Source organism: Candidatus Methylomirabilis sp. (assembly GCF_028716865.1).
GTDB lineage: Bacteria > Methylomirabilota > Methylomirabilia > Methylomirabilales > Methylomirabilaceae > Methylomirabilis.
In genome coordinates this window covers 16,843-29,627 of sequence record NZ_JAQUOY010000013.1, presented here as the reverse complement: position 1 = coordinate 29,627, position 12,785 = coordinate 16,843, and the positions used below count along the sequence as shown (strand labels likewise).

Genomic DNA, 12,785 nt, shown 5'->3' with positions numbered 1-12,785 from the left:
GGCGGTCTCGCGTCCTGACCGTCCCCTTCAGCGAGCCAGGACCTTTGGCGGCGGCAGGAACCCATGAGCCCTTAGGATCCGCTGGCCCGCCTCGCTCAGCGTCAGATCAACGAAGGCCCTGGCCTCTTGGCTTTGTTTTGAGGTCCTGACCACGGCGATCGGGTACAAGATCGGCGGAGCACTCCCCTCCAGTGGGGCGACGGCCACCTGGACCGCTTCGCCGGCGCTCTGCGCGTCGGTGGCATAGACCAGGGCGGCTTCGACCTCGCCTCGTACGACGTAGGCCAGAGCCTGACGAACATTCTCTGTGAAGATCAGCTTCGGTTGCAGCGAATCCCACAACCCAAGACTCATCAGGGCCGCCTGCGCGTACCCTCCAGCAGGGACAGTCCGTGGGTTGCCGATGGCGATCAGCTTGACCCCTGACTTCGTCAAATCTTTGAAGGAAGCGAAATCGGACCGAAGAGTAGAAGATGTGATCAGGACCAGCAGGTTAGCAGCAAGTGTACGCCGGGTTTCATTGAGCAGAAGGTCCTTAGCCTCGAGCTCGTCCATCTGTTTCGACGCGGCGGAGACATACACATCTACTGGAGCGCCACGCTCGATCTGCTGCTGCAACGCGCCGGAGGCGCCCCAGTTGAAAATCACCTTCACCTCTGGATGGCGTTGTTCAAACAGCGCGCCAATCTCTTGCAGCGGCTCCTTCAGGCTGATCGCGGCGGAAATCAGCAACTCTTGCTTCGACGCCGCAGATGCGATGGTAAACCACGCAATGACCGTCAGGAGACCTAACAGCCAACCCTTCGTTGCGTAACCAGGTAAGCGTAAGCGCCAGCCCGGTCGGATTGTCTCTCGATCGCCCCGCAGCATTCTGGCTCAGTATATGCCGAATGCGGCTTAAAACGCAATCCTGACCTCGATCGGCTCTTACCTGTGGTCACCCGGTGCCGGCCCGCCTCCATTAGACCGATCCCACTCGCGATCGCCAGGTGCAGCGCAGGTAGCCCACGGTCTGCATCAATCGTGAATGTATGTCCTTTCAGATAGTAGGTTCCGACTGAAACCTGCCCGTGCGCTACCGCTTAGAACTGGACCTGCACCTCAGCAATCCCCTCGTGCACCAGCTCACCGTGCGTGCTATTGCTCACGCCGATCGTATTCCGGCCCGGCCTGACGTCGGTGAGAAGATAGTTGGCCCGTAGCCGGACGCTGGGGTTGACATACCAGTTCAGGCCGAGAGTGCCGGACCGCATCTCCATTGGCCGCTCCTTGGTGGCCGAGGCAGGCGCCGTAAATGCGCCTGAGTTGTCATCGACCCGCAGGTGCTCATAGCGGCCGATGGCCAGCAGGCCACTCCGCTTATTACCGAAGAGCCAGTAACCAAGCGACCCGTAGCCACCCTGGATGATGAGGTTGTCGAGATTGCTGCCACCCGCGCCCAAGGCGTCACGCTCTTGAGAGGCGTAGGCGTACTCCCCCTTGATGATGAATGGGTACAAGTCGAAGACGAGATCGCCGCCGCCGGTGACGCGGTTACCGTTGATCAGGAAGCCGTTCTGTGACGTGCCGGCCCCGTCACCCCCCAATTTCCAGCCGGTCGCCTGGGCTGGGTTGAAGCGGTGAAACGAGGTACCACTGACCGATGTCGTCGTACTGTTTGCATCGGTCGCACCCTTCCCATTGACGACTCGGAAGGTGCGATGATCGGCGTTCAGCCCAATGGTGAGATTCCCGAAGGGCATCGGGGGGGCAACGGTCACTCGACCGGTGAACTCCTTATCGCCGTCATTGTCGATGCCGCCCTTACACTGATCGATCCGGCCGCAGCCGTTATAGATCCCCACTCCATAGTAGACGGGTATGGGAAGCAGTTTCACAGTACCCTCGACGGTGGCGCCTAGCTGCCAGTCCGGGGACAGCGCCTTGGAGATCACCGCTCGCTCGGCGAAGTCCAGATCAGTAGAGGCGGTGATCATTTCGAGGCCAAAGCGGGGTTTGTATTGCCCGACGGTCACCTTGGCCCACGGAGCATACGTATAGTTGACATAGCCCGCTTCGAGCCGTGCAGCGCCTGTACTTTGCCCGGTGGAATCGGGAACCCCACCGAAGGAGAGCTCTGGCTCGATGTAGAAGCCGAAGTCATTGAAGACCTGGCCGCTCACGATCAACCGAGTGCGGCGCTGCCTGAAGGTACTCGGGGTGTGTCGCGCGATCCCGGCTGCCTTGTCTGCGGCGTTGAACTCTTCTTCCTGTCGCGCCCCTTCCGTGATGAACCAAGTCTGAACGTAGCCGCGCAAGTTCAGGGTGAACTGGCCATCGGCGGACTTCAGGAAGAACCCTTTCCCGGGCTCATACCCAGTGAGCAGGGACGAGGCCGCGGCCTCGGCAGCCTTCTTCTCCACCTCCATTACGCGCCGGTCCGTCTCGGCCTGTTGCGCGGTCCGGTCTTGCCGCAGCCGGTTCATCTCCTGTTGCAACTGCTGCAGCGACTGCCGCTGTGTCTCAAATGCCTGCTCGAGTTCCGTGAGTTTATCGGCCCACGCCCCCACCGGGGCAAGCAGCAAGGCGCTACCCAGGACGGCACCACGAACCCACCAGCCTCTTTGCGTCATGATTCTCCTCTCTGTACGTTGTTCGGTTAACTACCGCGCTCCCGAGTGCGGAACGCTTTGTTGATGCGGGGCGTTCAACTGCCCCCGCCCTGATCGGATGATCTCTTGCCTGGTGTACGCGGACTTCAGATCCTCACCGCCATTCGGATTATGTTCCCGCGGCCTCAATATGGACCGCGGTTAGCTTGTATTCCGGTGTCTTGACCTGCGAGTCGCGGTGCGGACCGGTGACCTTGTTCAGAAATAAGTCCGGGGAATGAAAGGTGGAGAAGAGTTCGCCGGGCTTCAGGCGAGAGGATTGGGCCTCGGCTTGCGAGAAACGCCACGGATTGAGGTGGCGCGCCACAAAACAGGCGGTGCCTTGGCAGAACGGAGGCAGATTTGGACTCACGAGATGATAGAACGTCTCGGCCGCCTCCGTCTTGGTCACGGAGTTGTTCACCGAACCCCCTTTGGAAATACCGGAACCGACCTACGCGCTCGGTCGTGGGAGTTTTCGCTTTCCGGGCTGGTAGTCGTTTTAGAGAAGCTCACTGAGAAAGGCAGGGCGCTCTGGATCTCGCGCCCGTTCTGGCGACGGTTCGGCAGGGGGTTCAGGCAGGGCAAATGGCGGTTGGGGGGATCGCGATTATTGTCTTCAGCCCCTTATCGCTACCACTTGCCCTTTACTGCTCCCCCTTTCCCTAAGCCTGCGGCAACGCCGCTCCTACCGTTCTTCTTCGCGACAATCTTCGTAACAATCCGCTCCACAACCTCCCGATCCGTCGGCCAGGGCGAGTCGACAACCCCCTTCTGCTTGAGCGGGATGTGATCCATCCGATACTGCATGCCGGCGGCAGCCACCCCAGCCTGCGCCACGGGAATCACCACCGTCGCCACCTTCGTCGTATCGCTCTCTTTTGGGTCTATGGCAATGAGCGGAATCGACCGAAGATGCTCCGCGGTCTTACCGGGAAGGTGACCAACGGCATCCGCCGCGATGATCATGGCGGCGTCTACTTCTCTGCGGCCCACGAGGTCGGCGACTGAAAACTCTCCCGGGTTGTATCGAGGATAGCCCCGGCTGAAGTTGACCGACATAGGGTAGCCGGTCTGCCAGGTCAGCACCTGCTGGATACCCACCACGTTGCCATGACCACGCATCGGCATACCCGAAAACTTGGTGAATCGGTTCAGCTCTTGAGCCAGTTTCAGGATGGCGATCGCATTCATCGTCTTGCCCCGGCTCATGGTGATGCCCATCCCCCAACAGATGATCCCGAATTTGCACTGCTTCATCTTGTCTGCAAGCGCCTTCCATTCCTCGATCGCCACTCCACCCACCTCACGGCAATCCAGCTCGTGACCCTTCACCAGCGCCAACAGGACGGAAAGAACCTCATAGTCGGAGTTCGGCTTGATCTGGAAAGCGATATCGGCCATCCGGGCCGAAGGAGTCGGTCTCACATCGACCGTCACGATCGTCCGTTCTTTTTTTCCCAAGGGGGTAAAAAGCCCCTTGGCCGTTACGGCATAGCGACTGGGATGTCGCGGATGCGCCTCTGCCGGGTTCGACCCCCAGTACACGACGAGGTCGGCCCGGTTCTTGATGTCTCCCACGGTGCACGTCGGAAGACCGATTGTCTGCAGACCCTGCAGACCTGGTCCGTGTCAGACCGATGACGTATGGTCGATGTTGGCGCCGATCAGTTCCGCCAACTCGATCGCCTTCCGCTGGGCACTTAACTCAGTCGAGTCCAGACCATAGATCAAGGGGTACTTGGCGTTGGCCAGGATCTCTGCGGCCGCATCGATGCACTGCTCTATGGTCGCGGGTTGCCCGTGAATCCTTGGCGTCGCCAGGTCGCTTTGATAGTGCATATAGGTGGCCTTGCCCAGGGCACAGGCATTCTTCACCGTCTTGATTTTTCCATCCTCGACACGAATTTCGATGTCATCGCACGCCGTGCCGCAGAAGGGACAGACTACACCGGTAAACACTTCCACCTTCTTCAAGTCTATTACAGCCACATTCTCAGACATAGCGTTCCACCTCCACCTCGATACCCTTGTAGTCCGGCATCCCGGTCGCTTGGGTATCCGTGCCGACAATCGGATTAATCAGTCGCCCATACGCAATGAACACCATCCCCTGGGGCACATCACCCTTTGCACATTTCAGCACAGTTGACCCGTGCTTCGTCGCTAATCGAATGCGATCCCCGTCATGCAGTTCGAGTTCCTCGAAGTCTTTGAGGTTCATTCGCGCCGTAGAGATCTCGTCCACATACTCTTTCGACTCCTTTCCGACGTGCATCGCCTGGCCTTGCGTGAGCGTCCGGGCCGTGATCACCGTAAACCGTCTCTTCGTCATCTCAAGCGTGCTCCTTCCCAGGCCCCTCGCCTGCAAGGGTACCCGCCATCCTAGAACCACACTGAGCCTAAAGTTGCCATGAGTCGATAGTTATTAGCGCCCAATCTCCTCCTCGTGTTTGCCTGCGTCCGGGTAGAAGAGCGGCTCACCGAACTTATCTGCCCCGAAACTCTTGATGACCTCCTGGGCCGCAGGCGAGACCATAAAGTCGGCGAACGCCTTCCCGCCCGCAGCGTTCACCTTCGGGAGCTTGGCGGAACTGACCTCCATGACCGAGTAGATATTCAGGAGCGATGGGTCCCGCTCGACCAGAGTGTCCAGGGCGAGGCGTCTCTGTCTTTTCAAGGCAAGATAGGTTCCACGGTCGGTGAGGGTATAGGCCCGTTTCTCTGACGCGATTGCGAGGGTCTGCCCCATCCCCTGGCCCGATTGCAAATACCAGTCGCCGTTCGGGTTCAGTCCCGCCTCTTTCCAGAGGCGTCGTTCGAGTTGATGCGTTCCGGAGTTGTCGCCGCGCGAGGCGAACGCCGCCTTCGTCTCGGCAATCTTGCGAAACGCATCACTCGCCTTCCGAAGACTACGAATCCTGGCTGGATCGGATTCCGGGCCGACGATGATAAAATCGTTGTGCATGACCAACTGACGGTTGATGAGCGTCCCCTCAGCCACGTACCTCTTCTCAGCCTCAGGCGCATGCACCAGGACGACGTCGGCTTCGCCTCGACCGCCCAACGCAAGCGCCTGACCGGTTCCGATGGAAATCGTTTTCACTACGTAGCCAGTTCGCTTTTCAAATAGCGGAACTAGGACGTCAAGTAGACCAGAATCCTGCGTACTCGTCGTCGTCGCCAGAATGACATTCTGGCTTGTGGCCTGAACGCTACAGATCAACGCGATCTGCAAAATGCCAACCGCCGCCAAACCCACGACAAAGCGTTTACGAGCGCTCTTCAGCCATCTCTTACCCATGACCCCAATCATCTCCCGCTACTCCTTGGCGATCATGACTTCGGTGGCTTTGATGACGGCGAAGACTTTATCACCCACCTTCAATTTCATTCGCTTGGCCGAGCCGCTGGTGATGGCCGCGGCCAGCTCCTGATCTCCCACCTTCATGACTATCTCAGCCATCACGGTACCGACTTTGACCTTCTTAATGGTCCCAGGCAGTTGATTCCGAGCGCTCATCTCCATCCTCCCCACCTCCTCCCTTTCCGAACATCACCTTGGTAATATCTGTCACTTCTGCGCCTGTAGCTTAGTACGAGAACAGCAACCGCGATTTCCGTTGTATGGTTGCCCGCAACGTCTTCTGCAATCGCTTGTAGTCTCGTAGGAGCTTGCGCCCTTGCGGTGTAAGCTGCGTCCCGCCGCCTGACTGCCCTCCATGGCGAACAAGCAGGATCGGCACGCCGGCATTCCGCTCCATATTCTTGAGATACCCCCAGGTGTGCCGATAGCCCCACCCAAGCTGTTTCGCCGCCTGCTGAATCGACCCGAGTTCATCGATCGCCTCCAGGAGCGCGATCCCGTGCTCCCCGATGATGAACTTGCCATCGGCCTCCAGCCAAGTCTTCGATTTCACTTCAACGCGCATCGATTATTTCCGTTATGTTTGCATGAACATATCGAAAATCTAGCATCATGTGCTTATTGCGTCAAATAAAATTGTCGAGAGACCCCTGACCGAGGTAAAGCGCTTGCGACTCACCGTGAAGGTCGCTATCATCGGATACGCCACTGCTTACCCTAACCACGTGATGCTGATAACCTGACTGGAGGTGTAGTCGTGAAGGTCCTTGTAGTCGATGACGAGAAAGACATTACCGCCCTGGTCGCGTACCATCTGGAGCGCGAGGGATTCCGTGTCCTTCAGGCACATGATGGCCTTCAGGCCTTAGAATTGGTCAAGCGTGAGCGACCAAGTCTGCTGGTCCTGGATCTGATGCTGCCGCATCTGAGCGGATTAGATGTCTGCCGTCGGCTTCGCAAAGAACCCGACACTGCGCGCCTCCCGATCCTGATGCTGACCGCCAAGGCGGAAGAAACCGACAAGGTCCTGGGCCTGGAGTTGGGCGGCGACGACTATCTCACCAAGCCGTTCGGCCCTAAGGAGCTGATAGCCAGGGTCAAGGCCCTGATTCGCAGAAGCGAGGAGGTCCAGGGGGGAGAGGTTGTGAAGGCCGGCAGTCTTGAGATCGATCTCGACCGGTATACTGTTACGATCCGCAAGCGGGCCGTCGAGCTGACACCGAAGGAATTCGACCTTCTGAAAGCCCTCGTTCTGGCCAAGGGCCGCGTCCTGACCAGGGAGTACCTGTTGGACCGTGTCTGGGGATACGAGCGGGCCTCCGAAATAGAATCCCGCACCGTCGATGTTCATGTCCGACGCCTCCGGGAGAAGCTGGGACCGGAGGCCGCACGCATCGTCACAGTCAAGAGCGTCGGGTACCGGTTCAACCAGGACTCCTGATCGGCGGAACAGTAAGGATGTCACGGATCGAAGGCGGGTTTCAGCGCAAGCTGATCGGCACGTATCTCCTCTTAGTGCTGGTCATCGTCGCCGTCGCCGGCGTCTATCTCCTCTCTTCGCTCGAGCGCACCCCGATCGATCGGTTGAAGACAAGCTTACAGGCCCAAGCTCAGCTCATGAGCAACGAGGTGAATCCCGCCCTCCTCTCCCGGGATGCCGAGCAGCTTCAGCGGTTGGCGCAACGGCTCGCTCAGCAGGTCGCGACCCGAGTCACGGTAATCGAGGCGGGAGGCCGAGTCCTCGCCGATTCCGAGAGAACGCTTGAGCAAGTCGCGCTGATGGACAATCACCTGCACCGCCCGGAGGTTCAGGCTGCCATCACCGATGGTGTGGGGAGCGTTCTTCGTCAAAGCGACACCCTCGGCGTCACGATGCTGTATCTGGCCATCCCCCTGCGACAGGATGGGGTAATCACCGGGGTCCTCCGCGTTGCGATGCCGCTTTCTGATCTCAGTCGTGATCTCGCGTTAATCAGGCACACACTGGTCATTGGGGGCCTGATTGCCCTGGCGGCGGCAGCGGTCCTGGGTTTCATCTTCGCTCGTCAGGTGACCAGCCCCATCGCCGAGATGACAGCCGTCGCTCGTCGCATGGCCGATGGGGACTTCTCCCGAAAGATTTCCGCGGTCTCCTCCGATGAAATTGGCCAGTTAGGGAATGCCCTGAATCTGATGGCAAAGGGGCTGGAGGATCGGCTCACCGCGCTGGAAGAGGAACGGGCCAAGGGGGCCGCCATCCTTGACAGCATGGTGGAAGGGGTGCTGGCGGTTGATGGGATGAATCGGATCCTCTTTATTAACGCCAGCGCCTGCCGGCTCTTCAACATCTCGTCGGTCGTAGCGGAGGGCAGGCCATTTCTCGAGGTGATCCGCAACAAGGAGATGTTAGATCTTTTGAATCAAACGCTTCGGGAGGGGATTTTCGCCCCGCGGGAGCTTCATATCTTTACCCCGGTGCAGCGGGTGCTTCAAGTGCACGCCTCTCCCCTCAAGGGCAGCGAACGACCATCAGGCGCCCTTTGGGTGATGCATGATGTCACCGAGCTCCGTCGGCTGGAGACGGCCCGTACGGAGTTTGTGGCCAACGTCTCTCATGAGCTCCGCACCCCCCTCACCTCAGTCAGGGGATACCTGGAGACCCTCTTGGAGGGAGCGCTCGAGGATCGGGAGCATGCCCGTCCGTTCCTCGAGGTGATTCACAAGCACACCGAGCGTTTGGGTCGGCTCCTGGACGACCTGCTGGATCTCTCCAACCTCGAGTTGGGGAAGATCGCCCTTCACCGGCGCTCGATGAGCCTTGCCGAGGTGGTGGGGAGCGTTATGACAATCTACGGACCGCAAGCGACCAAGCAGGAGATCGAGCTTCAGGCCGAGCTTCCCCATGATCTACCGTGCGTTCTGGCCGACCGCGATCGGATCGCACAGGTTATGATCAACCTCCTGGACAACAGTTTCAAGTTTACTCCAAAGGGCGGGACTGTCAGGGTGTCCGCTTCGCTCACCCACCCTACACCCGATACCCTACACCCTGCCGTTGACTTCGTGGAGGTTGCAGTGCAGGATACCGGTATCGGCATCCCCTCTCAGGACTTACCCAGGATCACGGAGCGATTCTACCGGGTAGATAGGGCCCGCTCTCGGGAGATGGGCGGGACAGGACTTGGCCTGGCCATCGTGAAGCACCTAGTCAAGGCGCACGGCGGGGAGCTAGCCATCGAAAGCCAATTAAACCAAGGAACCACCGTCCGCTTTACGCTGCCAATCGCCCCTCTTGGTAAGGACTTCGTGTAATATGGATCAATCGAGATGGGCGTTCTTCGCCGGTCTGAACGCAAAGGCATCGTGATCCTCAACCGCCGCGGCAGTTCGGCGGATAAGCTCTAAATTGCTCTCCAGAGGCATCAGATCACCGACCGCAAGCGTCACCACCATGGCCTCAAAGGCATAGACGAGATGGGCGCGATATCTTTGCCGCAGCGTCGTGGAATCGAGATCCGCAATCTGATGGTCTTCAAGAACCTGTTGATACCGTGCGAGCAGGTGCGCTTCGCACGTCCGCCGGATTTCAGGTGTGAGCGCGGTAGCCAAGAAGTACGCGATATCACCAATCCCCTCACCAATGCGGACGAGCTGCCAGTCGAGGAATCCTGGTTGGGACTGCTGCCAGAAGAGATTGCCGGGATGTACATCGTGATGGACGAGGGTGCGTGGGCCGTCTGCAAGCACGCGCATCGCTTGACGACGCCGACGCGCATAGTGCACAGCGGGGGCGTGGAGCGCTATCGGAACGACGCTCCCAGCACGCCGTAACCCCCGTTGCATCAACGGCACTGCCAGGGCTGTTCCCAATCGATCTTCCCAGCGTCGAACAGGACCGTCCAACCACCGATATTCGCGATCGAGACTCGCTTTATTCCAAAACTGCACGTGAAGTCTGGCCAATTGCTCGACCACCATGGTCGCTTGGACGGCCGTCAAAGCATCCCCGGGAGCGCCGGGAACAGCGCCATGTTCTGTCACATCAGCAAGGACCAGCGTCGTGCCTCGTCCGGCCTGGCTCTGTGCCGCTAAAATGGTAGGCCGAAGTACGGGGATAGCCTGCGTCACTTCCTGATAGAAACGCACTTCCGTCTGGAGGAGGCGGGGTAACGCCGTAATGCACCGGGCTCGCCAGGACCGCGACGGCAGTTTCACGAACCAACGACGGGGCAACGTCTCCGGCCCATTGTGTTCAACCGCAACGCGCACCCGCGTTGTCGTCCCGATATCAGCGGACAGCACATTGACCTCCGACACCGTGGCATCTGCAGCATGTTGCGCAACGATGCGTTGGGCCCAGGCGACCGTCAGACCACTCGGTCGGCGAACGAGAATAGCCTGCGTCACCGGCCTCACCTATTTAATTTCGCGAAAGCCGCTGCCATCGCACTGCGTTGTTGCACTGCATCTGGTTTCGGTAGCGGGGGTGTGCCTCTTCGATGCGAAATGGTGCCGTCGTTCCTCGCCGTGACTTCGTCCGACAGGCGCATAGTCAGGGCAATGCGCTTGCGCGCGATATCAACCTCCAACACTTTCACCTTCACGACGTCGCCCGCTTTGACGATGCTGTGCGGGTCTTTGACAAACTTGTCGGCAAGCGCTGAGACGTGGACGAGACCGTCCTGGTGTACGCCGATATCGACAAAGGCGCCGAAATTGGCGACATTGGTGACGATGCCTTCCAGTATCATCCCGGGCTCAAGGTCCTTGAGGTGTTCAACCCCTTCGCGGAATACCGCAGTCTTGAACTCAGGTCGCGGATCGCGACCAGGTTTTTCGAGTTCTGTGAGAATGTCCTGAACCGTGGGCAGGCCGAACTTGTCATCGGTGTATTTCCCGGGTTCGAGCGCGCGCACGGCCTTGCCGTCTCCGATCACTTCACGAATGCCCTTCCTGATGTCGGCCAGAATGCGCTCGACGACGGGATAGGCTTCCGGATGCACAGCCGAGGCATCGAGCGGGTTGTCGCCATTGTTGATGCGCAAGAAACCAGCAGCCAGTTCGAATGTCTTGTCGCCCAGGCGGGGGACAAGCCGCAACTGCTTGCGGCTTTTGAAGGCGCCATGTTGATCGCGGTAGCTGACGATGTTGCCGGCAAGCGTCGGGGTGAGGCCGGAGATACGAGTCAGCAGGGGCACAGATGCGGTATTGACGTCGACGCCGACCGAGTTCACGCAGTCCTCGATCACTGCGCCGAGCGACTTTGCCAGCTTACTCTGATTCACATCGTGTTGATACTGGCCGACGCCGATGCTCTTCGGGTCGATCTTGACCAGTTCTGCCAGAGGGTCTTGCAGGCGGCGCGCGATAGACACGGCGCCCCGCAAAGAGACGTCTATATCGGGACATTCCTTCGAGGCCAGTTCGGAGGCTGAATACACGGAGGCCCCTGCCTCCGACACCACCACCTTGGTCAGTTGTAATTCGGGGTGGCGCTTGATGAGATCGACGACGAGCTTGTCGGTTTCCCGGCTGGCTGTACCGTTGCCGATAGCAATCAACTCTGCACCGTGCTGTTGAGCCAACCGGCGAATGGCAGCCAGCGCACCTTCCCAGTCACGGCGCGGTTCATGAGGGTAGATCGTGGAGGTATCGACAAGCTTACCGGTCTTGTCGATGACAGCGACCTTGACTCCGGTGCGAATCCCCGGATCAAGACCAATGGTGACGCGCGGGCCGGCCGGTGCCGCGAGCAGCAGGTCATGAAGGTTGCAGGCAAAGACCCGGATGGCTTCGTCCTCGGCACGCTCCCGCATCTCGTTTATCAGTTCAAGCTTCAGGTGTAGCGAGAGCTTAATCGTCCAGGCCGAGCGTACCGAGTCCAGCAACCACTTGTCCGCCGGGCGCCCTTTGTCGGCGATACCGAAATGGCCTGCAATCATGGCTTCGCATGGCGAGACACGCGGCGGATCTTCAAGTTCGGGTTCGGTCTTCAGCGCCACACGCAGGATGTCCTCGTTGCGGCCTCGCAACATGGCCAAAACCCGGTGCGAGGGAGCGCTTTTGATCGGTTCGCGGAAATCGAACCAGTCGCGGAACTTGGCGCCTTCGGCCTCCCTGCCCTCGACCACCCTGGAGGCGATCAGGGCATGATTGGACAGGTAACGACGCAGCCCGCCGAGCAGTCCGGCATCCTCGGAGAACCGCTCCATCAGGATCTGGCGTGCGCCATCGAGCGCTGCCTTGATATCCGGTACATGCTGCTCTGGTGGCTCAAGGTCGGTTCGCACATATTGTGCGGCTTCAATTTCCGGAACCCGCGTTGGATCGTCGAACAGGGCATCGGCCAAGGGCTCCAGGCCCGCCTCTCGAGCAATCTGGGCCTTGGTGCGTCGTCTGGATTTGTAGGGCAAGTAGAGATCTTCGAGACGCTGCTTGGTCTCTGCGCCATCGATCTCGGCTTTCAACTCGGCAGTCAGCTTGCCCTGCTCGTCTATGGACGCAAGTACTGTCGCACGGCGCTCTTCGAGTTCGCGCAGATAGGTCAATCGTTCCTCAAGTAATCGCAATTGGACGTCGTTGAGCTCGCCGGTGATTTCCTTGCGGTAGCGGGCAATAAAGGGTACGGTGGCTCCCTCGTCAAGCAATTGAACCGCGGCAATGACTTGGGCAGGCTTGACACCGAGCTCGGTGGCGATGCACTGTTCGATAGTTTGAAGCATAGGTGATTTGAGTTATTGGAGAATTAGGATGTAGTCGGTTGTCATTAAGCGTATGACTTCAACGATCAACGTACCGAGTGTAAATCA

Annotated in this window: 13 protein-coding genes; 2 read left to right on the top strand and 11 right to left on the bottom strand. The window is 59.2% G+C overall.

Annotated elements, in window-relative coordinates:
- Positions 1-27 precede the first annotated feature (27 nt).
- From modA to PHV01_RS06690, 9 genes are all read right to left on the bottom strand, one after another.
- The gene (gene modA / locus PHV01_RS06730; RefSeq protein WP_337290386.1) at positions 28-870 is read right to left on the bottom strand and encodes a molybdate ABC transporter substrate-binding protein; all 843 of its coding nucleotides are present in this window, start codon (positions 868-870) and stop codon (positions 28-30) included.
- A gap of 212 nt (positions 871-1,082) precedes the next feature.
- A complete protein-coding gene (locus tag PHV01_RS06725; RefSeq protein WP_337290385.1) occupies positions 1,083-2,612 on the bottom strand; it encodes a porin in 1,530 nt (509 codons plus the stop codon).
- A 148-nt stretch (positions 2,613-2,760) separates the two neighbouring features.
- Positions 2,761-3,054 carry a hypothetical protein gene (locus tag PHV01_RS06720; RefSeq protein WP_337290384.1) on the bottom strand — a complete coding sequence of 98 codons (294 nt, stop codon included), beginning with the start codon at positions 3,052-3,054 and terminating at the stop codon, positions 2,761-2,763.
- Positions 3,055-3,263: 209 nt separating this feature from the next.
- Positions 3,264-4,250, bottom strand: coding sequence for a formylmethanofuran dehydrogenase subunit B (locus PHV01_RS06715; protein ID WP_337290429.1), 987 nt, complete (start codon positions 4,248-4,250; stop codon positions 3,264-3,266).
- Between the two features lie 12 nt (positions 4,251-4,262).
- Positions 4,263-4,634: a hypothetical protein gene (locus PHV01_RS06710; protein WP_337290383.1), complete on the bottom strand. Its 372-nt coding sequence runs from the start codon at positions 4,632-4,634 to the stop codon at positions 4,263-4,265.
- Positions 4,627-4,965: a molybdopterin dinucleotide binding domain-containing protein gene (locus tag PHV01_RS06705; protein ID WP_337290382.1), complete on the bottom strand. Its 339-nt coding sequence runs from the start codon at positions 4,963-4,965 to the stop codon at positions 4,627-4,629. The genes PHV01_RS06710 and PHV01_RS06705 overlap by 8 nt, the downstream gene beginning before the upstream one ends.
- 93 nt (positions 4,966-5,058) lie before the next feature.
- Positions 5,059-5,934 carry a substrate-binding domain-containing protein gene (locus tag PHV01_RS06700; RefSeq protein ID WP_337290381.1) on the bottom strand — a complete coding sequence of 292 codons (876 nt, stop codon included), beginning with the start codon at positions 5,932-5,934 and terminating at the stop codon, positions 5,059-5,061.
- An 18-nt stretch (positions 5,935-5,952) separates the two neighbouring features.
- On the bottom strand, positions 5,953-6,159 hold the full coding sequence (locus PHV01_RS06695; RefSeq protein WP_337290380.1) for a TOBE domain-containing protein: 207 nt from the start codon (positions 6,157-6,159) through the stop codon (positions 5,953-5,955).
- A 64-nt stretch (positions 6,160-6,223) separates the two neighbouring features.
- Positions 6,224-6,562 carry a winged helix-turn-helix domain-containing protein gene (locus PHV01_RS06690; RefSeq protein WP_337290379.1) on the bottom strand — a complete coding sequence of 113 codons (339 nt, stop codon included), beginning with the start codon at positions 6,560-6,562 and terminating at the stop codon, positions 6,224-6,226.
- 192 nt (positions 6,563-6,754) lie between these two features.
- On the opposite strand from PHV01_RS06690, the gene PHV01_RS06685 reads away from it, so the two are divergent.
- Together PHV01_RS06685 and PHV01_RS06680 are read left to right on the top strand one after the other, a co-directional pair.
- Positions 6,755-7,438: a response regulator transcription factor gene (locus tag PHV01_RS06685; protein ID WP_337290378.1), complete on the top strand. Its 684-nt coding sequence runs from the start codon at positions 6,755-6,757 to the stop codon at positions 7,436-7,438.
- A 17-nt stretch (positions 7,439-7,455) separates the two neighbouring features.
- Positions 7,456-9,288, top strand: coding sequence for a two-component system histidine kinase PnpS (locus PHV01_RS06680; protein WP_337290377.1), 1,833 nt, complete (start codon positions 7,456-7,458; stop codon positions 9,286-9,288).
- Positions 9,289-9,294: 6 nt separating this feature from the next.
- Here the strand turns inward: PHV01_RS06680 and PHV01_RS06675 are convergent, their stop codons facing one another.
- Positions 9,295-10,383, bottom strand: coding sequence for a phosphotransferase (locus tag PHV01_RS06675; protein ID WP_337290376.1), 1,089 nt, complete (start codon positions 10,381-10,383; stop codon positions 9,295-9,297).
- A 5-nt stretch (positions 10,384-10,388) separates the two neighbouring features.
- Positions 10,389-12,698 carry a Tex family protein gene (locus PHV01_RS06670; protein WP_337290375.1) on the bottom strand — a complete coding sequence of 770 codons (2,310 nt, stop codon included), beginning with the start codon at positions 12,696-12,698 and terminating at the stop codon, positions 10,389-10,391.
- Between the last annotated feature and the right edge of the window lie 87 nt (positions 12,699-12,785).